This window comes from Planotetraspora kaengkrachanensis (assembly GCF_016862895.1).
Taxonomy (GTDB): Bacteria; Actinomycetota; Actinomycetes; order Streptosporangiales; family Streptosporangiaceae; genus Planotetraspora; species Planotetraspora kaengkrachanensis.
On sequence record NZ_BONV01000045.1, the window covers coordinates 14339 to 36571 of the forward strand.

Below are 22233 nucleotides of genomic sequence, written 5' to 3' on the forward strand. Positions count from 1 at the left end.
AGGGGCCCGGCGCGGTGGCCGACCCGCGTCCGGGCCCCTCGGCGTCTACGGACTCCGCCGGTCCCGGGTGTGCCGGCGGCTGATCCGGATGCCGAGCGCGGAGCGCGACAGCGCCAAGGCCGTGCGGGCGGACGGGTTGATCCGCATCGCCTCGTAGGCCGCGATGGTGGACAACGCCCTGCCGCCGGGACCGAGCCCGCGGGCGAGACGGCCGATGGTGAGCCACGCCTTGGCCCGGTCGCCGGCGTTGAGCGCCGCCACCGTCAGGAGCCTGCGCGCCTCGGCGAGCTCGCCCTCCTGGGCCAGGATGTCCGCCATGCCGAGCAGCACGTCCATCGGGCTGCGGTCGAGGAGCACGGTGTTCCCGACGCGCAGGGCGTCGTCGTGCCGCCCGGACTCGTAGAGCTCCTTGAACTCGGCGACCCGGAAGTCGAGCCGCTGTTCTGCCCGCGCCGCGAGGCGTTCGTCGTACAGGCCGTCGAGGCCGTCGGACGGCCCGGCCGCCTCCGTCGAGCGCGGCAGGCTGAGCGCGGTCGACATGCGCTCGGTGAAGGCCGGGATGTCGAACAGGTCCTCCACCTCGCGGAAGCCGTCCTCCGAGATCGGTTCGCACAACACCGCCTGGAGCGCGGCGAAGGCGGCGTCGGGGGTGTACTCGCCGAAGGACCGGTAGCCGGACACCCCGGCGAGGACCTCGTGGGAGCCGACCCGCTCGTACGTCACCACGCGCAGCCTCTGCTGCACCGCCTCGACCACCGACAACGGCATCGGGTCGTCGACGCTCGAGAGGAAGAAGACGTCGGACTCGGCCAGCTCACGCCGTACGCGGCGGCGCGGCAGCGGGCCGAGCCACTCGACGGCGTCGGAGACGAGCGTGCTCTCACCGAGCCGCCGCGTCCGCTGCCCGATCCAGGTGAAGCGCCAGGGCAGGCCGAGAGCGCGGGCCCGCTCGGCCACCCGGGAGAACAGGTCGACGCCCTTGCGGTCCTGGACGCTGCCCACCATGACGATCCGCGACTCGCTGGAGACCCCCTCCCTGGCCAATCGCCGCTCGGGATCGCGGGGCACGGTGTTGTAGACGATCATCGGGTCCCTGGCCCCCAGCGTGCGGAACAGGTCGGCCTGCGCCTTGGAGACGCACAGCAGCTGGACGAGGGGGAGCAGCTCCAGCATGTCCGTGTGCCTGTCGCCGCGGATGCTCGCCTCGTAGTCCATCACCCACTGCGTCTCGTGGACGTACACGGCGACGCGGATCCCCGACTCGACGAGGGCGCGCACGACCTCGTTGGCGATGGGGGACCGCCAGAAGAAGGCGAGGCTGTTGACCAGCACCACCTCCATGTCGCGCAACGCCGCGAGCACGTCGCTCACGGTCGAGAACGCCTGGATGTCGAAGTAGTGGACGGCCACGGGGCTGCGGGCGAGCAGCGACTGGGTGTAGGTGAGCACCGGGACGGCGACGCCCGTGGCGTAGGAGAAGTCGTCGCCGAGCACGGCGAGCGAGTGCGGCCGGGTGACCCGGTCACGCACGTCGGCCAGGGCGCGTTCGGTGAGCGTCGCGGGCGCGGGCGCGGACGCGGGGGAGCGGATGGCACGTTCCACCGGGGCGGGAGACGGCTTCCGCGGGACCCGCGCCGCGAGGATCACGTCGAGGATGTCGTCGGCCACGCCGTCGCCGAAGCTGAGGAAGTGGTCGAGCGGCTCGCCGTGGGCGTTGCCGGCGAACGTGGCCGACGTCTTGAGCTGCAGGGCGACGTCGGTGAGCGCGGCGATGGAGCCGACGTTGCGCAGCATGGCGTGCTGGATCACCGGGAAGACGATGTTCAGCCGCTCGGGGTTGTAGAGCACCAGCGGCGTGCCGGCGCGCAGCGTCTGCAGGTAGGTCGTGGAGAAGAACGTGACGGCCAGGTCGTAGGGTCGCAGCCCCGCCGCGTCGACGAGCACGTCCGCGCCGCGGACGGTCACGTCCGGCAAAGTCTCCAGCCATTCGAGATGGGAGTCGCGCGACGACGGGTGGGGCTTGACGTCGATCGTCCCGTACGGCGCCAGCGCCGCGACCATCTCGGTCAGCACCTCACGGTGGTCCTTGGCGGTCAGCTTGCCCTGGTCGGACAACGACTGGTCCAGGACGACGATCCGAAGGGGCTCTCCGGGCGTCCGGGATGGGCGGAAGGACAGAGCGCGGGCGGCGTTGACCAGTTCGGGGTCGTCGCTGTGGCCGAGCGCCCCGGTGATCACCACGTCGCCCGACTCGGAACTCGACCGGAACCTCAGGTGATTGCTCGTCGCCGGGCCCCAGACGCAGACGGCGGAGGGGCCCGACGCGCCGTAGTACCAGTTCTGGTCGCGCTGGGATCCCGCGTGCCGCTTGTAGTGGAAGTCGAGATGCCCGTCCTGGACGAGCACGACGGGCAGCCGCCCGTTGAGCGCGCGGGCGACCAGCCGCCCCCGGCGCGACTGGTCGTTGAACAGGACCAGCCGGTCGACGTCCTCCTTCTCGGCGAATTCCACGATGCGCCGTTCCAGCTCGTCGGCGAATTCCCGGTCGCCGATCGGTTCGCCCACCTCGAAGAGGTTCCGTACGGTCGTATGGGGGAGGCGGGCCTGCCCTTCGGCGGCGACCCAGGCGGCCACGTCGCCTTCGGCGTCCGCCGTCAGGACCGAGAAGTCCAGTGCTTGCGGGCGCTCGGTCGCGGTGAGCCGGCCAGTGAGGGCGATTCCATTACGGTTCTCGACGAATATCGCTATATGCACTGTTGAACGTCTCCACTGGTCATTGCGGGCGCACGCCGGTGTTCGCCGGCGGCGCCGTCCCCTGGGCAACAGCGGTGGTTCAATCAACGGGATTTATATGCGAATCATAGCCGTCGGATAAGAATCGCCCGAAGTGTACCTTGAATTCGATCAGATATCTGATGGGTATCAAGAGAATAACAAATGGCGATTCGTGCGAACTTTTTCCACCCGGCTTCGTTCCGGCCGGCGGCTCGTGCGGCGGCTCGTGCGGCGGCTCGTGCGGCGGCTCGTGCGGCGGCTCGTGCGGCGGTTTTCCGGGTGGCCGTCCGTCAGCGGGAGTCGAACGCCCTGCGGTTGGCCTCGATCTCGGTGTAGTTCGCGCTGGCCCAGGCCGCGAGGGCGAAGACCGGTTCGAGCAGGGTCCGGCCCAGGCGGGTGAGCTCGTACTCCACCCGTGGTGGGACCTCGGCGTACACCGAGCGGGTCACCAGTCCGTCGCGCTCGAGATGACGCAGGTTGAGGGTGAGCATGCGCTGGGAGATGCCGCCGACGGCCTCGCGGAGCTCGCCGAACCGCCGCGGTCCGTGCTGGAGCGTGCCGATGATGAGCAGGCTCCACTTGTCGCCCACCCGGTCGAGGACCTCCCGGACCATCGGCCCTTCACGTGAGACGCGGTCGCACGGGTTGGGTGCCCCTTGCCCGTCCTCCATCGCGTCTCCCGGTTCCCGTCGGGATGAATTCGGCCCATCCTTTAATGCTCAAATATCATCGTAATACGGGATAAGAATGAATCCGCCCGGTGAGCCCGCGCGTGCCGCCCCCCTTGTACGGCACGGCAGGAACGGCCGCGCGCACAGCCCGCGACCGCCCCTGCTCTTCGTGCTCGACCAGGCCGTTCCTCGATGCCCGGTCTCAGAAGGCCCAGGGGCCGAAGCGTCCCCAGGCGATGATCGCGGCGAGGACGAGCAGGATCACGTTGAACGGCACGAGCTTCGTCTCGCTCCGGCGCAGGTGCACCGGGATGGCGCCGACCTGGACGAGGGCCAGTCCCGTCGCCGCGAGCGGCGTGAGGATCGGCGCGATGTCGAGGGCCGCCGGGAGGATCAGGCCGATCGCGCCCAGCAACTCGAGGACGCCGATGAGCTTGACCTGGCCGTCGGAAAGGTCTTCCACCCAGCCCATCTGCGGGGCCAGCGCGGCACGCGACTGGAAGGTCTTCTTGATTCCCGCGAACAGATAGAGCAGGGCGAGGATGCTCTGCAGCACCCACAAGACGATGTTCATGGTGACTCCGTGGGGGAGGCCCGCCGCGCGTAGCGGCCGGCAGGTGCGAAGCGCGCACGAATAGCCACATAAGAGCAGGTCAACGCCATTAGTTACTGTTTGTGCGCATGCTCATGATGCACCAATGCCACATGGCCCGCAAAAGGCACATTGATGTGCCTATGAGACATCGATGTGCCCACGCGCCCTGCTCGGCCGGGCAGGGGCGCGTGGCGGGGGCCCGCTCAGCCGAGCCCGGAGTTTCCCGGCGTGGACGTGGCCCAGGGGGTGACGACGATCCTGCGGATCGCGGTGCCCGCCGCCTGACTCGACCAGGCCGCCGAGACGCGGTCGAGCGGGGCCATGTCGAAGGCGACCTTCAGCCCGCCCTCGACGGCGTGCTCCATGACCTGCGAGAAGGCGGCCCGCCGCTGGTCCTTGGTGAGGTCGTTGTTCGTGTATCCGAGCACCGCGGCCGAGCGGCTGCGCAACGTCGAGGAATCGAGGGTCGCGCTGTCCGCGGCCGATCCGCCGAGATTGACCAGTCGGCCGCCCTGCGCGAGCACCCGCACCGCCGCCTCGGCGGGCACCCCGAAGAGCGGGTCGATGACGACGTCGACCCCTCCGTCGCAGACGGCCGCCATCCGTCCCGCCAGCGTCGCGGCGTCGTCGCCGGCTTCGATGGGGACGACCGCGTCCGCGCCGGCGGCCCGGGCCGCCTCCCGCGCCGCGTCGGACCGGCAGGCGGCGACCACGCGCCGCGCGCCGAGCAGCCGGGCGGCCTGCACGGCCACCTGCCCGACGACGCCGCCCGCCCCGAGGACGAGCACCTGTTCGCCCGGCCGGACCGCGGCCCGCCAGGTCAGGGCCATCCAGGCCGCGACCGCGGACAGCCCGAGCGCCGCGGCCTGGGTCTCGCCGACGCCGTCGGGGAGCGGCACGAGGTCGTCCTCGGGGACGGAGCAGTACTGCGCCAGACTTCCGTCACCGGGCCGCATCCCGGCCGAGGTGGGGAACCACACCCGCGTCCCCGCGGGCCCCCATCCGGTGTCCTCCGTGAGATGCCCGACGCCCTGCACGCCCGGCACGTACGGCAGCGCGGGAACGCCGAAGTACGAGGAGCCCGAGGCGCACAGGAGGTCGAGCGGCGTGATCGGGGCCGCCAGCACGCTGACGACGGTCCGGCCCTCCCGCCGCTCAGGTCTGTCCCGCTCACCCCGTCGCGGCGCCTCCCCGCACGCGTGGACGATCGCCGCGCGCATCACGTCGCTCACGTCGCGATGTCCGGGTACGGCAGGCCGAAGTGCTGGAGTCGCCTGCCGTACTCCTTCTGGAAGGCGAGCGGCTCGTCGTAGTCGCGCTCGAACATCGCGATGAAGAGCGTGAGCGTGAGGAACGGGTGGGCGCCGAGCTCGAACAGCCGCACGTAGTCGTGGGCGGCCAGCGCTTCGCGCTCGGCGTCCTCGAACTTCAGCCAGGTGCTCGCCTCGCCGGAGTGGCTGCCGAGGATCGCGTTGGCCCGCTCGGCCTCCCACCAGGCGACGGTGCCGCGGGGGTCCTCGCGGTAACGCTCGACGAGGTCCGGGTCGCGGTCGACGGTGAACAGGAACTTGTCGATCAGGTACTTGCTCATGCGGTCACCCCGTTGGGATACCAGGTGAAGTACGCCTCCATGGTGTGGAACAGGTCGAGCGTGTCCACGTAGTCGGCCTTGGCGCCCTCTCCGGCGACGCCCATCATCAGCATGAAGTCCATGAAGCCGTGGGTGGCGTTGCCCGGCTCCCACAGGCTGTCGAGGGTCACCTCCGACAGGCAGCCCTCGATGTCGCCGGAGGCGATCCACTCGACGGCCTTCCTGTCGAACTCCGGGTCGGGTCCGTGCGGGCCGAACTGGCGGGGTCCGCCCAGCTCGAGCGACAGGTGGCCGGTGCCGATGACGGCGACCCGCTTGTCGCTCGGCCACGACTCGACGAGCTGCCGGATCGTTCGGCCGAGCTCGACGAAGCGTTTCGGCCGGGGCAGCGGCGGCGCGAAGATGTTGGTGTACACGGGCACGATGGGCAGGTCGGCCTCGGGACGGAGCGTGATGATCGGGCAGGTCACGCTGTGGTCGATGCGCAACTCGTTGCTGAAGGCGAGGTCGAAGCCGGCGTCCAGGCCATCACGCAGGATGTGGGCCGACAGGTCCTCCTGGCCGCGCAGCAGCATGCGCGGCAGGCCGAACTCGCGCTCCTCGTTGTAGAAGTTGGCGTCGTAGAAGGGCGCCTTCCCGATGAGGAACTGCGGCATGTTGTCCAGCCAGAGCTGGTGGAAGTGGTCGGAGCCGACCATCACCAGCACGTCGGGGTTCGCCCGGGTCAGCGTCTCGCGGAAGGCCGCGATCTTGGCGACCCACGCGTCGGCGAACGGCGGGCGTTCCTCCGGCGGGGCCGTACTCGCCCGGTAGTAGAAGGGGTGATGCGTGGACGCGATCACCGCGACCAGTTCTGCCATGAGACCTCCCGGGGCGGGTGGGGGTGAGCGGTCAGTCTTCGTCCGGCACGTACGTGGCGTTCCGGTCGACGGTCATGTAGACGTCCATGCCGATCGGCCGGCGGCGCTCCTCCGCGAGATGCCCGAGGAGCCCCGCGGCCCGTGCGAGCAGGGCGAAGCCGCGCAGCAGGTCGACCGGCAGGCCCAGGTCGGCCAGGGCGGCCCCGCAGACTCCCGCGCCGTTCAGCGGCAGTGTTCTGCCCAGGACCGTTGGGTGCACCCGGCCGATCGCCTCGAACAGCCGCAGGTGCGGTCCGCGCAGCCCCTCCTCGTCGGCGACCGCGAGGAGCACCGGCGTGCGCGGGTCCTGCACCTTGTGCACCGGGTGACCGAGGCCGGGGACCAGCCGCCGGGCCTCGCGCGCCTCGGTGACGGCCGCGAGCGCGAGCGCGTCCCAGCCGTCGCCGTCGGTGGGCAGCGGGCCCTCATGGGCGGCGAGGACGCCGGCGAGGAAGCGCCCGCTGTCCTCGGTGACGCCGAGGAACCGCGATCCCCCGCCGAGCAGACCGGCGGCGAGCGCCCCCTGCACGGACTCCGGCGCGCTGAGGTAGGTCAGCCGGGCGGCGATCGCCGTCGGGGTGAATCCGTGATCGGCGAGTGCGACCAGCACGGTCTCGAATACCCGCGTCTCCTGTGGCGTGGGCCGGCGCCCGGCCACCAGCCAGAACGCGAGCTCGCCGAAACCGACCTTCCCCATGAGGTCGCCCGCCAGGTCCTGCCCGAGCAGCCGGATGGCCGTCGGGTCGGAGGTCCCGATCGAGGTGGGAAACGTCGCGCCGTCCATGGATGGTTCCTCGCTGTTCGTCGTCGCTGTCCTGCCCTGCGCGCCCCCCGTGGGCGCGTCAGGTGTCCTGCCGCGCGGGCCGCTCCGGCCGGGTCAGCCACTCGCGTATCTCCGCGCCGTGCTCGTCGAGCGCCGGGGGAGGCAGCCGGTAGGAGGGCTCGGTCAGGGAGAAGGTGATGGGGTTGCGCACCGAGGGGACGGTCCGGTCGCCGTCGCCGGGTCGCACGACCGGATCCAGGCCCAGTTCCTCGGCGAAGGCGACGCCCTCGTCGACGGTGTTGATCGGCCCGCAGGGCACACCGGCCGCGGTGAGCGCGTGGAACCACTCCATCTTCGGCCGCCGGCCGAGCCGTTCCACCAGCAGCGGGCGCAGCGCCTCGCGGTTGGCCGTCCGGTCCCTGGTCCGCGCGAACCGCGGATCGTCGACGAGTTCGGGGACGCCGAGGACCTCGCAGAGCTTGCGGAACTGGCCGTCGTTGCCCGCCGCCACGATGAGGTCGCCGTCGGCCGCGGGCAGCGGCTCGTAAGGGAACAGGCTCGGGTGGGAGTTGCCCATGCGCAGGGGAACGACGCCGGCCGCGACGTACGCGCTGGAATGGTTGACCAGCCCGGACAGCGCGGTGCTCAGCAGGTTGACCTCGACGTGCTGGCCCTGGCCCGTGGCGGCCCGGTGGTGCAGCGCCGCGAGGATGCCGATGCTCGCGTGCAGGCCGGCCATGACGTCGAAGACGGAGATCCCGGCGCGGTACGGCGGTCCGTCCGCGTCGCCGGTGAGGCTCATGAGCCCGGACATGGCCTGCACGATGAGGTCGTAGCCGGGCAGGGAGGCCCCGCCGCCCGAGCCGAACCCGCTGATCGACGCGTACACGATCCCCGGGTTGGAGGCGGTCACCGACTCGTAGTCCAGCGCGAACCTGCGCAGACCGCCCGGCTTGAAGTTCTCCACCATGATGTCGGCCCGCCGGGCGAGCTCCCTGGCCGCCGCGAGGTCGCCTTCGTCCTTCAGGTCGAGCGCGACCGACCGCTTGTTGCGGTTCACGCCCAGGTAGTACGTGGACACCTCGTCGTGCACGGGAGGCATCCACGTGCGCGTGTCGTCTCCCGAGGGGCTCTCCACCTTGACGACCTCAGCGCCGAGGTCGGCCAGGAGCATCGTGGCGTACGGCCCCGCGAGGATGCGGGAGAAGTCGGCCACGAGCAGGCCCGACAACGGCCCGGACGCTGCGGACGGGGTCGCGGCGCTTGAGGTGGTCATGAAGGAGCGGGTTCCTCTCTGAGGATGGATCATTGGGCCGACCGGCTCATGCGTCCGTTGAGCGGACGACTGTCCGCTGTGGCAGTCTGCGCGTCCCGATCGTTCCTGTCAAGGTGCGGGACGGCCGGGCCGCGCGCTCTCTCACGGACGGGTGAGGCGTGCACTCGGGGCCGGATCAGGACGCGGTCACCTGCGGGATCGACTCGTGCAGCGCCCAGTCGGCGCTGATCGCGGCGGCCGTCCTGAGCAGGAGTGGAAGGTGCTCCTCCGTGAGCTTCTCGACCGGCGTCTCGGCGGCGTGCGCGTTGACGTTGAGCGCCGCGACGACCCGGCCGGTCCCGTCGCGCAGGGGGACGGCCACGGACCGGATGCCGAGCGCGAGCTCCTGGTCGGTCAGCGCCCACCCCTTGGCCCGCACGTCGCGGAGCTCGGCCTCCCGCTCGTCCGGGCCCGGCTGCCTGCGGGCGCTGATCCCCGACCGGCCGGGCTCGGCGAGCACCCGGTCGACCTCGGCGGGTGCGAGGCCGGCCAGCAGGACCTTCCCGAGCGAGGTCTGCAGGGCGGGGAAGCGCGTCCCGATGCTCACCGACAGGGCGACGATCTTCGGCACCGCCACGCGGGCCACGTACACGATGTCCGGGCCGTCCAGCTGCGCGATGGACGACGACTCCCGCGTCCTGGCCACGAGGCTCTCCATGTGGGGGCGGGCGATCTCCCACAGGCCGGTGGAGTGGACGTAGGAGACCCCGAGTTCCAGCACGCGCGGGGTGAGGGCGAAGCCGCCCTGCTCGCTCCTGGCGTACCCGAGCTCCTCGAGGGTGAGCAGGATCCGGCGGGCCGTCGGACGGGCCAGCTCGGTGGCGGTCGCCACCTCGGTGAGGGACATCACCGGCCGCCCCGGCCGAAACGCCCTGATCACATCGAGACCGCGCGCGAGCGCCTCGATGAAGTCGGGTCCGGTGTCCTTGCGCGCCATGTCGGTGTCTTTCCTGTCGGTTCAGTGGCCTTCCGACTCTAACCGTGGTGCGGCGTGATGTCCGCATGTCGGATCGGCCGGCCGGGCCGGGCCGCGATTCCCGGCGTCCCGGCACCCTTGACAGCGACGATGGCTCACCTCATTGTTACATCCACATTGCGTTGACCGCTCTACGGACGTTCGTCCGTGAATGCCCGCGTGCCGCGATCCCCCGCGGCGGCGGATGAGGGCCCAGGGAAGAAGTGGGGCACGATGAGCACGACGACCACCCACGACACGAGCAGCGGCGACCTCGGACCTGGACGGCCGGTGGTGTTCCGCAAGGGCGTCGTCCTGACGATGGACGACCGGCATGACATCCTCCGCGACGCCGACGTGCTGGTGGTGGGTGAGCGCATCGCGGCCGTCGGGCACGGCCTGGAGGTCCCGGAAGGCACGCTCGAGATCGACGCGAGCGGCGGAGTCGTCATGCCCGGCATGATCGACACGCACCGGCACATGTGGCAGACGGCGATGCGCGGATACGGCGCCGACTGGACGCTCACCCAGTACTTCGTCTGGTACTACCTCGAGTGGGGGAAGGTCTTCCGCCCACAGGACGTGTACGCGGGCAACCTGCTCGCCGCGATCGAGGCGCTGGACGCCGGTGTGACCACCACCGTCGACTGGTCACACGGCCTGCAGACCGTCGACCACGCGGACGCCGCCGCGGACGCCCTCGAGGCGGTGCCGGGACGTTTCGTCCTCGCCTACGGCAACATCCAGCAGGGTCCGTGGGTGTGGTCCACCGCCCCCGAGTTCCGCGACTTCGTCAGCCGCCGCGTCCACGGGCGCGGGGACATGTTCGGGTTCCAGATGGCCTTCGACGTGACGGGCGACCCCGAGTTCCCCGAGCGGGCCGCGTTCGAGGTCGCCCGCGACCTCGGCGTCCCCGTCACCACCCACGCCGGTGTCTGGGGCGCGACCAACGACGACGGTATCCGCCTGATGCACGAGAACGGCTTCATGACGCCGGAGACCGTCTACGTCCACGCCGCGACGCTCAGCCCCGACTCCTACCACCGGATCGCCGCGACGGGCGGCTCGGTCTCGGTGTCCACGGAGAGCGAGCAGAGCGCGGGCCAGGGTTACCCGCCCACCTGGCGGTTGCGCAAGCACGACATCCCGGTGTCCCTGTCCATGGACACCAGCGTGTGGTGGAGCGGCGACCTGTTCTCCGCGATGCGCACCACGCTCGGCGCCGACCGCTCGCGAGAGCACATGGAGGCGCACGGCCGGCAGGAGACGGTCACCCACGCGCACCTGCGCGCCGAGCACGTGGTCGACTGGGCCACGCGCGGCGGCAGCAGGGCACTCGGCCTGGACGGCGCCGTCGGAAGCATCGAGGCGGGCAAGAAGGCCGACATCGTGCTCATCAAGAACGACCATTCGCCCGTGATGTTCCCCATGTTCAACCCGTACGGGCACGTCGCCTTCCAGGCGCAGCGCGCGGACGTGCACACCGTCGTGGTCAACGGCCGGATCGTCAAGCTCGACCACCGGCTGGTCGGGATCGACCTGGCCGCCGCTCGGCGCAGCGTCGAGAGCACCGTCGAGCATCTCGTCGGCGCGCTCGGCGAGGAGGCGTGGGCCAAGGGAATGAATCCCGACGTCCCCGAGACGAAGGTCTTCGACAACCCCTACACCTACACCGACTGGGACGCCCGCGGCGCCCAGTGGAAGGCGTGAGCAGGGGGTCACTCACACGTGAGGCGAGGTTCCGGCGTGTAGGTCGTCCGGAACCTCTGCCGCCGGACCTCCTCGCCGTCCTTCTTGAAGATCCGCCACACGTCGATCGTGAACCCGTCGACGCCGGTCATCGGGATGCACTTGGGACCGTCGTCGGTCAGCGTGGAGAAGCTCTTCACGTTGTAGTGCGCGGAACTCTGCGATTCCACGTCGAACCGTTTGGTGCTCCAGAAGTTCACCGTGACGGACGTGCTCGTGTACGACGTGGTGATGAACACGCCGTATGGAGAGTCGTTGCGCCACCGGAAGTCGGGCTGGGGGAAGGAGACCGTCGACTCACGTCCCGCCGGGTAGCGGGAGATGTAGAAGGAGTGCGGCGTGTGCTGCACGTCCTGGAAGCCGCCGAAGAAGACGGCGTTGAACATCGTGGTGGTGAACTGCGAGACTCCGCCGCCCACGTCGTCGACGTACCTGCCGTCGAGGATCATCGGAGCCTCGACGAACCCCCGCGCCACGTCGCGCCTGCCGACCAGCCCGTTGAGGGAGAAGGTCTCCCCGGGCCTGACCAGGTGCCCGTTCACGATCTCGGCGATGCGGTGGATGTTGGTCACCCTGGGCGCGCAACACGGATGTTCCGTGGTGTAGGAGCTCACCTGCTGGGTGACGCCGAGCGCGCGCGCCTGCGCGGTGGTCAGCCGCGGCGCCCCCTTCGTGATCGGCACCTCGACGGTGCGGCTCCCGCCGTCCTCGATCGCGGCGGCGACGAGGCTGCCGAGTCGGCCGGCGTCGATCGCCTGGCCGGTTCGTGACGGGACGACGCGCGGCTCGCCGTCGACGATCTCGAACGTGGCGTCCCTGGGGGCGCGGTCGTCGCCGATGAGCCGGGAACGGAAATCCGCGGCGGTGTCGCCCGCGTCGAAGGACGGGCGCATCAGGCCCGGGCCCGCCGCGACGAAGCGCAGGTCGCCCGCGAGATCCTCGCGGCTCAACGTCGCCTGGCGAGAGCCGTTCTTCAGCAGGAACGGGGCCGCGACGGCCGTGCGCGCGGTGGTTCCCGCGACCCGGCGGGCCACTTCGGCGGATACCTGAGGGGTGACGACGCGCACCGGCAGCCGGACCGGCTGCGCCGACCGGAGGTAGGCGGAGCGGAGCGCCTGAGCGGCCTGCGCCTGGTCGAGTGCGCGGCCGTTCCGGGGGAGCGTCACAGAGGGTTCGAGGTTCCGGTAGCCGACCTCCGCCTCCCGCACGGGGACGTCGAACTCCGCGGCGAGTTCGGAGACACGCGCGGTCAGCCGTCCGGTGTCGACGGCCACGCGCGGAGCGACCTCCTGCCCGCCGAACAGGACACGGACCACGGAGACGGGGGTGGGCCAGCCGGTCCCGGCATCCGCCACGGACCCCCTGACATCGACCGACAGCCCGATCTCCGCGGGCGTGAGGATCTCGCGCTCGCCGCCGGAGTCCGAGGCGGTCGCGCCGAGATGGGTGATCAGCGGCCGGGCGGCCGGGTCCGCGATCCCCTTGCGGAGCACCGCCTCCGCGGACGCGGAGGACAGGCCGCCGATGTCGACGCCCGCGACGCGGGTGCCGGGGAGGACCTCCCCGGACAGTGCGCCGGCGGCGGCGAAGTAGCCGGCCGCTCCCGCCGCCGCGACCACCCAGAGGACGAGGAGGGACCTGCGTAACCAGCGGCGCGGAGGAGCCGGACTGGAATCGGGCTCGACGAGTTGCGAAGACGTCATGGGCTCAGCCGCCAGCCCTCGGGCCCGTCATGCGATCTCCTCACCTGTACGCCGGTCCCCCGGACGCGTGTGCGGGTGGCGCGTGAACGACGTGGTTCGCGCCCTCATCTGGCCCGCCCCATCGTACGGGCCCGGGGCCCGGCTCTCCGGGATGGATGCGGACCCGTTGGGGCTCCTTGTTGCGATTCGGCGAACGCCGGATGACGACCTCTTGACGGCCCAACATAGACGGGTATAAACACATACGAAACAACATCGAAACGGCGGTGAATCAACAGGATGTACGCCGAGGAACGGCAACAGGAGATCCTCCGTGAGGCCCGCGCCGCCGGACGTGTGGACGTGGTGACCCTGGCGGAGCAGTTCGGCGTCACGACGGAGACGATCCGCAGGGATCTGACCGTCCTCGAACGCGCGGGCGTTCTGCGGCGGGTGCACGGCGGCGCCATCCCCGTCGAACGGCTCGGCTTCGAGCCGGCCGTCGCGACGCGCGACGAGGTCATGACCGCGGAGAAGGAGCGCATCGCCAAGGCCGCCCTCGCCGAGCTTCCCCAGGACGGCGCCATCGTCATCGACGCCGGCACCACGACCGGCCGTCTCGTCCAGGAGCTTCCCGCCGACCGCGAGCTCACCGTCATCGTCAATTCGCCGCCACTGGCGACCGTGCTGGCGACCCGGCCCAACGTGACGGTGTTCCTCCTGGGCGGCCGGGTCCGCGGCAGGACGCTGGCGACCGTCGAGGACTGGGCGCTGCAGCAGTTGTCACAGCTTCACGTCGACGTGGCCTTCATGGCGACCAACGGCTGTTCGGTCGCCCGGGGGCTGACGACCCCCGACCCGTCCGAGGCGGCGATCAAGCGGGCGATGGTCGCCTCGGCGCAACGTTCCGTGCTCCTGGCCGACCACACGAAGTTCTCCAGCAACTACCTGGCCCGCTTCGCGACGTTGTCGGAGATCGACGTGATCGTCAGCGACGCCGGCCTCGATCTCGAGCTGGCGTCGGACCTCGCCGCGGCCGGGCCGGAGGTCGTCCGCGCATGATCCTCACCTTGACGCTGAACCCGAGCCTGGACCGCACGATAGAGGTCGGCTCGCTGACCAGGGGAGCGGTCATCAGGGCGGCCGCAGCACACCTCGATCCCGGCGGCAAGGGAGTCAACGTCTCACGCGCGCTGCTGGCCAACCAGGTGCGCTCATGCGCGGTCATACCGTTCGGAGGCGACGAGGGGCGGCAGCTCGTCGGGCTGCTGTCGGCCGAGGGCATCGACATGATCCCCGTCTCCGTCGGCGGATCGACCAGGTCCAACGTCACGCTCGCCGAGCCCGACGGAACGGTCACCAAGCTCAACGAGCCGGGCACGGCGCTCACCCCGTCCGAGCTCGACACGCTGGCGAGCGCGGTGCTCGGCGCGGCCGAGTCGGCCGACTGGGTCGTCGCCTCGGGCAGCCTGCCGCCCGGAGTGCCCGTCGACGTCTACGCGGGACTGTGCCGCAGATTCGCCGCCGCCGGCATCCAGACGGCCATCGACACGAGCGGGCCCGCCCTGGTGGCGGCGGTCGCCGCGGGTCCCACGCTCGTGAAGCCCAACCGCGAGGAGCTCGCGGAGGCGACCGGCACGCCGATCACCCGTCTCGGCGACGTCATCGACGCCGCGGAGAAGCTGCGCGGGATGGGCGCGCGCTCCGTGCTCACCAGCCTCGGCGCGGACGGCGCGCTCCTCATGGAGGACGACCGGTTCTGGTACGGCCGGTGCCCCGTCGAGGAGCCGCGCAGCAGCGTGGGGGCGGGCGACGCCATGCTCGCCGGCTTCCTCGCCGCGGGCGCGTCCGGCGAGGCGGCGCTGGCCGAGGGGCTCGCCTGGGCGAGCGCCGCCGTGGGTTTGCCGGGGAGCCGGATGCCCGCCCCGGCCGACATCGATCGTTCAGCAGTCCGGATCAGCACTCCTGATCCGGCCCAGCCGCTTGTGTCCGGGGGATGAGAAGCGGCGCGTAACCACCGGCACCACCCCAGCCGGCCTGCCAGGCCGGCCTCCCCGGAAGGAGCACATTCAGTTGGCCACTCCCTATACACCGACGGTCCAGGGGACCGGCATGCGGGCGACCATCCAGCGGTTCGGCGGGCACCTCGCCGGCATGATCATGCCCAACATCGGGGCGTTCATCGCCTGGGGCCTGATCACGGCGCTGTTCATCCCGACGGGCTGGGTGCCCAACGCGACCCTGGCCGAACTGGTCGGCCCCATCATCACCGTCCTGCTTCCCGTGCTGATCGGATACACCGGTGGCCGCATGGTGCACGGACAGCGCGGCGCCGTCGTCGGCGCCGTCGCGACCATGGGCGTCGTGGTCGGCGCGGACGTCCCGATGTTCCTCGGCGCCATGATCATGGGTCCGCTGGGGGCGTTCGTGATCAAGCAGGTCGACAGGATGTTCGCGGACCGCATCAAGGCGGGCTTCGAAATGCTCGTCGACAACTTCAGCGCGGGCATCGTCGGCGGCGTCATGGCCATCCTCGGAGTCCTGGCCATCGGCCCGGTCGTCAGAACGATCACCGAGGCCGCAGGCGACGTCGTGGAGTGGCTGGTCCACCACGACCTGCTGCCGCTGGCGTCGGTCCTGATCGAGCCGGCCAAGGTGCTGTTCCTCAACAACGCGATCAACCACGGCGTCCTCACCCCGCTCGGCGTGGCGGAGTCGGCCGGCGTCGGCAAGTCGATCCTGTTCATGCTGGAGTCGAACCCCGGCCCCGGCCTGGGCCTTCTCCTCGCGTATATGCTGTTCGGACCCCGGGCGCTGCGGGCCAGCACCCCGGCGGCGATAGTCATCCAGTTCTTCGGCGGAATTCACGAGATCTACTTCCCGTACGTTCTCATGAAGCCCCGTCTCATCCTCGCCACGATCGCCGGCGGCGCCGCGGGCATCCTCACCTTCCTGGTCACGGGTGCCGGGCTCATCGCCTCGCCGTCACCGGGCAGCATCTTCGCCTACTTCGCGGTGACTCCGAAGGGCGGCTACTTCGGGGTGATCGCCGGAATCGTCGTGGCCGCCGCGGTCTCGTTCGCGGTCGCGTCGGCACTGCTGGGCTTCGGACGGAAGAACGGCGACGAGCAGGCGGAGACCGAGCCCGGCGCCCTGCCCGAGGACGAGACCGGTACCGGAACAGGCACCCAGACCGACGGCGCGGCCGGCAGTGAGTCCGTGCCCGCCACGAAGGAGTCGTGACCACCATGTCCAGCATCGAGAGCAAGGACGTCCACAAGATCGTCGTGGCCTGCGACGCGGGCATGGGCAGCAGCGTCATGCTCGCCAGCCAGCTCCGCAAGCAGCTGAAGAGCGCGCAGGTCCAGGTGGAGCACACCCCGGTCAACTCGATCCCGGCCGACGCCGACGTCGTGGTCTGCCACGTCGGGCTGGCCGACCGGGCCCGGGCCACCGCTCCCGACGTGGTGCTCATCCCCTTCCAGGTCTTCATCGGAGACCCGGCGGTCGCCAAGCTGGTCGCCACCATCAAGAGCGGCGGCACGATCAATGCCTGAGACGGCCCCGCTGCCGCTCGACCCCCGCGCCGTCCGCCTCGACGAGCAGGCGGACGGCCGCGACGGAGCGATCCGCCGCTGCGGCGAGGTCCTCGTCGAGGTGGGCGCCGTGGAGCCCGACTACATCGACGCCATGCTCGAACGTGAGCGCTCGATCTCCACGTACGTCGGCGAGGGCGTCGCCATCCCGCACGGCACCCTGGTGGCCAAGGACTCCGTCCACCACGACGCGATCTGCGTGCTGCGCTTTCCCGGCGGCGTCGACTGGGACGGCGAGCAGGTCTCCGTCTGCGTCGGCATCGCCGCGCGCGGCGACGGCCACATCAGGCTGCTGTCGGAACTCGCCCAGATCCTGCTCGATCCCGAGCAGGCACAGGCTCTGCGGGAGGCGACCGATGTCTCCGACGTCATCCGCCTGCTGCAACCCTCCAGAGAGGAACCATCCGAGTGAAGGTCGCCCGTTTCCACGCTCCCGGCGACATCCGCATCGAGGACGTGCCGGAGCCCGTCGCGGGTCCCGGGGACGTGAAGATCCGTGTCCGCAACTGCTCGACCTGCGGCACCGATGTCAAGATCTTCAAGTTCGGCCACCACCACATCAGGCCGCCGAGGGTCATGGGCCACGAGATCGCCGGCGAGGTCGTCGACGCCGGCGAGGGCGTGACCGGCTGGGCGCCGGGCGACCGCGTCCAGGTGATCGCCGCGATCCCCTGCGGACAGTGCGAGGAGTGCCGCCGGGGCCACATGACGGTCTGCCCGAACCAGGAGTCGATGGGCTACCACTACGACGGCGGCTTCGCGCAGTACATGATCGTCCCGGCGAAGGTCCTCGCCGTCGACGGGCTCAACCGCATCCCCGACGGCCTCGGGTTCGCCGAGGCGTCGGTCGCCGAGCCGCTCGCCTGCGTACTCAACGGCCAGGAGCTGGCCCGGGTCGGCGAGGGCGACGACGTGGTCGTCATGGGGTCGGGACCCATCGGCTGCCTGCACGTACGGCTGGCCCGCTCGCGCGGCGCCTCGCGCGTGTTCCTGGTCGACCTCAACGCGGACCGGCTGGCCATGGCGGCCGATCTGGTCAGGCCCGACGCGGCGATCTGCGCCGCCGACACCGACGTCGTCGACGAGGTGCTCAAGCTCACCGGCGGAAGGGGGGCGGACGTCGTCATCACGGCCGCCGCGTCCGGGGCCGCCCAGGAGCAGGCGCTGCAGATGACGGCCAGGCAGGGACGCATCAGCTTCTTCGGCGGGCTGCCCAAGGACGATCCGATCATCCGGCTCGACTCCAACCTGGTGCACTACCGCGAGTTCACGATCGTCGGGGCCAACGGCTCGAGCCCGGCCCACAACAAGCGCGCGCTCCAGCTCATCGCCGACGGATCGGTGCCCGTGGCCGATCTGATCACCCACCGGCTCCCGCTGGGCGAGGTCCTCGACGCCATCGACATCGTGAGCCGCGGCGCCGCGATCAAGGTCACCATCGAACCCTGACATCGAACCCTGAGAAGAAGGAGGAGCCAGATGCCGGAAAGGACAGTGACCGTCGCCTCGCGGTCCGGCCTGCACGCGCGCCCCGCCAAGATCTTCGTCCAGGCCGTGGCCAGGCAGGGCACCGCCGTCCGCATCCGCGTCGGCGACGGCAAGCCGGTCCCCGCCAACAGCATGCTGGCCGTGCTGTCGCTCGGTGCCGGGCACGGCGCCGAGGTCACGCTCGACGCCGACGGTCCGGGCGCGGAAGAGGTTCTGGACGCGCTCGCCGACCTGCTGTCCCGTGACCTCGACGCCGAGGAGGCCTCCGATGCCTGAGCCGGCGCCCGGCGTGCTGCGCGGCCTGGGCATCAGCCCCGGCCGCGCCGCCGGCCGGGTGCACACGATGGCCGGACCGCCCCTGCTCCCCGCGCCCGTGCCGGTCGCGGACACCGACGCCGAGACCGCCCGCGCGGTACGCGGCCTGGAGTCGGCGGCCGGGGAACTGGCCGCCCGGGCCCAGGGCGCGGCCGACCCCACGGCCCGGGAGATCCTCGAGGCGCAGGCCATGATCGCGGCAGACCCCATGCTGCGGGAGTCGGTCGAGCAGCGGGTGGCCGCCGGGTCGGACGCCGCTCACGCCATCGACGCCGCGTGCGCCGAGCAGCGGGAGGCGCTGCTGGCCGTCGGCGGCTACATCGCCGAACGGGCGAGCGACCTCGACGACGTCAGGAACCGCGCCGTCGCCGCCGTGCTCGGCCTGCCCATGCCGGGCCTTCCGTCCCCCGGCCACCCGTTCATCCTGGCGGCCGGCGACCTCGCCCCCGCCGACACCGTCAACCTCGACCCCGGCGTGGTGCTCGCACTGGTCACGGAGAAGGGCGGGCCGACCAGCCACACCGCGATCCTCGCGCGGGCCCTCGGCATTCCCGCGGTGGTGGCCTGCCCCGGGATCCTGTCCGTGGCGGACGGGACCTGGGCGTCCGTCGACGGCGACGCCGGCGAGGTGCGCACCGGCATCGACGAGCGGACGGCGGCGGACGTCGAGCGCGCGGCCCGCGCCGACCGCGACCGGCTCGCCTCATCGACCGGTCCGGGGCGCACCGCCGACGGGCACCCGGTGAAGCTGCTGCTCAACATCGGATCAGCGGCGGACGTCCCGGCGGGCTCACCGGGGGAGGGCGTCGGGCTCTTCCGCAGCGAGTTCCTCTTCCTCGACCGCAGGACGGCCCCGAGCCACGAGGAGCAGACCCGCGCCTACGAGGACGTTCTCCGCGCCTTCCCCGATGCCGCGGTCGTGGTCCGCACGCTGGACGCCGGCACCGACAAGCCCCTGCCGTTCCTCGGTCTGCCCGAGGAGCACAACCCGGCGCTGGGCGTGCGCGGGCTGCGGGTCGCGCGCCGGTCGCCCGAGGTGCTGGACGCCCAGCTCGACGCCTTGGCCGAGGCCGCGCGCGCGAGCGGCGCCTCGCCCTGGGTGATGGCGCCGATGGTCACCACGGCGGGGGAGGCGGCCGACTTCGCCCGGCGGGCCCGTGTCCGGGGGATCACGCACGTGGGCGCCATGGTGGAGGTCCCGGCCGCGGCCCTGCACGCCGACCGGCTCCTCGCGGAGCTGGACTTCCTCAGCATCGGCACCAACGACCTCAGCCAGTACACCTTCGCCGCCGACCGGCAGCACGGCGAACTGGCAGATCTGCTCGACCCGTGGCAGCCGGCGCTGCTCCAGCTGATCGAGCGGTGCGCGGAGGCGGGGCGTGCCGCCGGCAAGCCGGTCGGCGTCTGCGGAGAGGCCGCGGCCGACCCGTTGCTGGCCACCGTGCTGGTCGGGCTCGGCGTCACCAGCCTGTCGATGTCGGCGAGGAGCGTGCCGGCGGTACGGGACGCCCTCGCCCGTCACTCTCTCGGGCAGTGCAGGGAACACGCCCGGCTCGCGCTGACGGCCGCCGATCCGGGCGCGGCGAGGGCCGCCGTACGCGAGGCCGCGGCCGCCTGAGGTGCGGCGCCCGGATCCGCGGGCGCCGGGCTCGGCCGGTCGGGGAACTCCGACCGGCCCGGCGATCTCAGTCGGTGTGGGGGAGGGGGATGGCGGAGAAGACGGCGTCGGGGTCGTACCTCCTCTTCGCCGCGCGCAGGCGCCCCGCGTTGCCGCCGTAAGCCACTTCGGCCTGGTCCCGGTCGTCCGGGCCGAGCAGGTTCGGGTACCCGCCGGGGAGCGCACAGGGTTCGAGCGCGGAGGAGACGGCGCCCGCCCACGCGCGATGCGCGCCGCCGTCCCCGTCCGGCTCCCAGGCCGCGACGATCTCGGCTGCGAAGTGGTCGCGCCGTTCGCCGAACGCCGTGTCGCCTGGGGGCACCGCGGCGGCCGCGCCGTGGAAGTGGTGGACGGCGATGCCGGACAGCGGGGACGTCCGCGCGTCGCCGGCGAACACCATCGCGTCGATCGCTTCGGGCGTGTACGCCGGGAGCGACCGGGTGCGGATCGAGTAGTGCCTGCCTACGGCGATGTGCGCGTCGAACAACCCGAGCATCTCCGCGTAGCTCATCGGCGCGACCTGGGAGAGCAGGGGCGTGCCGAGCCGGGTGAGCTCGTCGATGTGCTTGGCGCCCTCCGATGGCGGGCCGCTCCACGCCGGAGACAGGAAGAGCGTGGGGGAGCCGTCCGGCCCCGACAGGACACCGGTCTGGACGGTCAGCTCGTCCGGCGCGGAGGCGATCAGGTCGGCGAAGCCGCGCAGCACGGAGCCCGCCTGCGACCATGGGTAGACGATGAGCCCGGCGAGCAGCCCCGGGATCTCGTGCAGCCGCAGGCGCATCGACGTGACGACGCCGAAATTGCCGCCTCCGCCGCGCAGGGCCCAGAAGAGCTCGCTTTCCCGGGTCTCGTCCGCGATCACGAGACGCCCGTCCGCGAGGACCACCTCGGCGGCGAGCAGGTTGTCGAGCGCCAGGCCGAATCGCCCGCCGAGCGGCCCGTATCCGCCGCCGAGGGTGAGGCCCGCCATGCCGACGTGCCCCACGGTGCCGGTCACCGCGAAGAGGCCGTGCGGTGCGGCGGCGGCGATGACGTGGGCCACCGTGGCACCGCCGCTCACGGTGGCGACGGAGGCGTCCGGGTCGACGGCGACGGAGGTCATCGCGGCCAGGTCGACGACCAGCCCGTCGTGCCGCAACGACCGGCCCGCCCAGTCATGCCCGCCCGCTCGGACGGACAGCGGCAGGCCGTGCGTGCGGGCCGCGTCGACGGCGGCTTGGACGTCGGACGGCGTCGCGCAGTGCACGATCACCGCGGGGCGATGGGTCACCGCACCGTTCCAGATGCGGATGGTCTGGTCGTAGGCGGGGCCGGACGTCGAGACGCGCCCGGGCCCGAGTCTCGTCTCCAGGTCGCGCGCGGCGGCGCGGGTCCTGTCATGTGTGCCCACGATCACTCCCTTCGCGTGGCGGGCCCGGTCGGACGGGCCGCCCCAGTCGAGGTGGATCCATGCTCTATTGAGAATGTCGTGGACATGCTTATCAGAGTCAGGCTCTGATGAAAATAGCCCTAAGGTGGCGATATGAGTGGAAGCATGGCCGCAGGTGGGAGGCCGGTCAGCCGGCGGGCCGAGTACGCCGAGGCGACGCGACAGGCGATCATCGACGCGGCGCGCACACTCTTCGGCGAGAAGGGGTTCTTCGCCACCAAGGTGGACGACATCGCGGTCGCCGCCCGGGTGGCGCCGGCCACCGTTTACGCGGTCGGCGGCGGGAAGCAGGGGCTGCTCAGGACGCTGATGGACGTCTGGACCACGGCACCGATCGTGGCCGACAACATCGAACGCATCGGGAGGCTCGAGGACGCGCACGCGATCCTGCGCACGGTCGCCACGGTCACCAGGGAGATGCGGCAGGAGTTCGGGGACATCATGCGCGTCATGATCGCCACGGCGCCGCACGATCCGGGGGTCGCGGAGAGCCTGGCGACGGCCACCGCGCGCTATCGCTCGGGGAACGGGTTCGCCGCGCGGCGCATGGCCGAGCTCGGCGCGCTGCGTCCGGGACTCGACGCGCGGGAGGCCGAGGACATCCTGTGGCTCTACTTCGGTTACGCCGGGTTCTTCGCCCTCGTGGACGACAACGGGTGGTCGTACGAGAAGGCGGAGCGGTGGCTGCTCGAGGCCGCGAGTCACGCGCTCTTCGGGGATGCCGGCGCCCCGGCGGCGTGACACGAGGCGGTG

Annotated in this window: 21 protein-coding genes; 10 read left to right on the plus strand and 11 right to left on the minus strand. The window is 71.5% G+C overall.

What is annotated here, in order from left to right:
• Positions 1–45: 45 nt before the first annotated feature.
• The 9 genes from Pka01_RS34840 to Pka01_RS34880 form a co-directional block, all read right to left on the minus strand.
• Positions 46–2754 (minus strand): glycosyltransferase family 4 protein, encoded by a 2709-nt coding sequence (locus Pka01_RS34840; protein WP_203887241.1) that lies wholly within the window; start codon positions 2752–2754, stop codon positions 46–48.
• A 311-nt stretch (positions 2755–3065) separates the two neighbouring features.
• The gene (locus tag Pka01_RS34845) at positions 3066–3446 is read right to left on the minus strand and encodes a winged helix-turn-helix transcriptional regulator (RefSeq protein ID WP_239115853.1); all 381 of its coding nucleotides are present in this window, start codon (positions 3444–3446) and stop codon (positions 3066–3068) included.
• 202 nt (positions 3447–3648) lie between these two features.
• Positions 3649–4020 carry a DoxX family protein gene (locus Pka01_RS34850; RefSeq protein WP_203887242.1) on the minus strand — a complete coding sequence of 124 codons (372 nt, stop codon included), beginning with the start codon at positions 4018–4020 and terminating at the stop codon, positions 3649–3651.
• A 224-nt stretch (positions 4021–4244) separates the two neighbouring features.
• Entirely contained in the window at positions 4245–5273 is a 1029-nt protein-coding gene (locus tag Pka01_RS34855) for a quinone oxidoreductase family protein (RefSeq protein ID WP_239115855.1), read from the minus strand.
• Positions 5270–5632, minus strand: a complete 363-nt coding sequence (locus Pka01_RS34860) for a hypothetical protein (protein WP_203887243.1) — start codon at positions 5630–5632, stop codon at positions 5270–5272. The genes Pka01_RS34855 and Pka01_RS34860 overlap by 4 nt, the downstream gene beginning before the upstream one ends.
• Entirely contained in the window at positions 5629–6492 is an 864-nt protein-coding gene (locus Pka01_RS34865; RefSeq protein ID WP_203887244.1) for a DODA-type extradiol aromatic ring-opening family dioxygenase, read from the minus strand. The genes Pka01_RS34860 and Pka01_RS34865 overlap by 4 nt, the downstream gene beginning before the upstream one ends.
• A 31-nt stretch (positions 6493–6523) precedes the next feature.
• Positions 6524–7315 (minus strand): citryl-CoA lyase, encoded by a 792-nt coding sequence (locus Pka01_RS34870; protein WP_203887245.1) that lies wholly within the window; start codon positions 7313–7315, stop codon positions 6524–6526.
• 58 nt (positions 7316–7373) lie between these two features.
• Complete coding sequence (locus Pka01_RS34875) at positions 7374–8570, minus strand: CaiB/BaiF CoA transferase family protein (protein WP_203887246.1); 1197 nt, start codon at positions 8568–8570, stop codon at positions 7374–7376.
• A 175-nt stretch (positions 8571–8745) separates the two neighbouring features.
• Complete coding sequence (locus tag Pka01_RS34880; RefSeq protein WP_203887247.1) at positions 8746–9546, minus strand: IclR family transcriptional regulator domain-containing protein; 801 nt, start codon at positions 9544–9546, stop codon at positions 8746–8748.
• Between the two features lie 252 nt (positions 9547–9798).
• On the opposite strand from Pka01_RS34880, the gene Pka01_RS34885 reads away from it, so the two are divergent.
• A complete protein-coding gene (locus Pka01_RS34885; protein ID WP_203887248.1) occupies positions 9799–11274 on the plus strand; it encodes an amidohydrolase family protein in 1476 nt (491 codons plus the stop codon).
• A gap of 8 nt (positions 11275–11282) precedes the next feature.
• Here the strand turns inward: Pka01_RS34885 and Pka01_RS34890 are convergent, their stop codons facing one another.
• A complete protein-coding gene (locus Pka01_RS34890) occupies positions 11283–13016 on the minus strand; it encodes a VanW family protein (protein WP_203887249.1) in 1734 nt (577 codons plus the stop codon).
• A gap of 279 nt (positions 13017–13295) precedes the next feature.
• Here Pka01_RS34890 and Pka01_RS34895 point away from each other — a divergent pair, with 279 nt between their 5' ends.
• The 8 genes from Pka01_RS34895 (at position 13296) to ptsP (ending at position 20012) form a co-directional block, all read left to right on the plus strand.
• A complete protein-coding gene (locus Pka01_RS34895; RefSeq protein ID WP_203887250.1) occupies positions 13296–14057 on the plus strand; it encodes a DeoR/GlpR family DNA-binding transcription regulator in 762 nt (253 codons plus the stop codon).
• Positions 14054–14995 carry a 1-phosphofructokinase gene (pfkB, locus tag Pka01_RS34900; protein WP_203887251.1) on the plus strand — a complete coding sequence of 314 codons (942 nt, stop codon included), beginning with the start codon at positions 14054–14056 and terminating at the stop codon, positions 14993–14995. The genes Pka01_RS34895 and pfkB overlap by 4 nt, the downstream gene beginning before the upstream one ends.
• Positions 14996–15068: 73 nt before the next feature.
• A complete protein-coding gene (gene mtlA, locus Pka01_RS34905; RefSeq protein ID WP_239115857.1) occupies positions 15069–16238 on the plus strand; it encodes a mannitol-specific PTS transporter subunit IIC in 1170 nt (389 codons plus the stop codon).
• Positions 16239–16243: 5 nt separating this feature from the next.
• Entirely contained in the window at positions 16244–16552 is a 309-nt protein-coding gene (locus tag Pka01_RS34910) for a PTS sugar transporter subunit IIBC family protein (protein ID WP_203887252.1), read from the plus strand.
• Positions 16545–17003 (plus strand): PTS mannitol transporter subunit IIA, encoded by a 459-nt coding sequence (locus Pka01_RS34915; RefSeq protein WP_203887253.1) that lies wholly within the window; start codon positions 16545–16547, stop codon positions 17001–17003. The genes Pka01_RS34910 and Pka01_RS34915 overlap by 8 nt, the downstream gene beginning before the upstream one ends.
• Positions 17000–18040, plus strand: coding sequence for a zinc-dependent dehydrogenase (locus Pka01_RS34920; protein WP_203887254.1), 1041 nt, complete (start codon positions 17000–17002; stop codon positions 18038–18040). Before Pka01_RS34915 ends, Pka01_RS34920 begins: the two co-directional genes overlap by 4 nt.
• A 30-nt stretch (positions 18041–18070) precedes the next feature.
• The gene (locus Pka01_RS34925; protein ID WP_203887255.1) at positions 18071–18355 is read left to right on the plus strand and encodes an HPr family phosphocarrier protein; all 285 of its coding nucleotides are present in this window, start codon (positions 18071–18073) and stop codon (positions 18353–18355) included.
• Positions 18348–20012: a phosphoenolpyruvate--protein phosphotransferase gene (gene ptsP, locus Pka01_RS34930; RefSeq protein WP_203887256.1), complete on the plus strand. Its 1665-nt coding sequence runs from the start codon at positions 18348–18350 to the stop codon at positions 20010–20012. The genes Pka01_RS34925 and ptsP overlap by 8 nt, the downstream gene beginning before the upstream one ends.
• A 67-nt stretch (positions 20013–20079) precedes the next feature.
• Here the strand turns inward: ptsP and Pka01_RS34935 are convergent, their stop codons facing one another.
• Complete coding sequence (locus Pka01_RS34935) at positions 20080–21441, minus strand: FAD-binding oxidoreductase (protein ID WP_203887257.1); 1362 nt, start codon at positions 21439–21441, stop codon at positions 20080–20082.
• Positions 21442–21573: 132 nt separating this feature from the next.
• On the opposite strand from Pka01_RS34935, the gene Pka01_RS34940 reads away from it, so the two are divergent.
• Positions 21574–22221, plus strand: coding sequence for a TetR/AcrR family transcriptional regulator (locus Pka01_RS34940; RefSeq protein WP_203887258.1), 648 nt, complete (start codon positions 21574–21576; stop codon positions 22219–22221).
• Positions 22222–22233 lie beyond the last annotated feature (12 nt).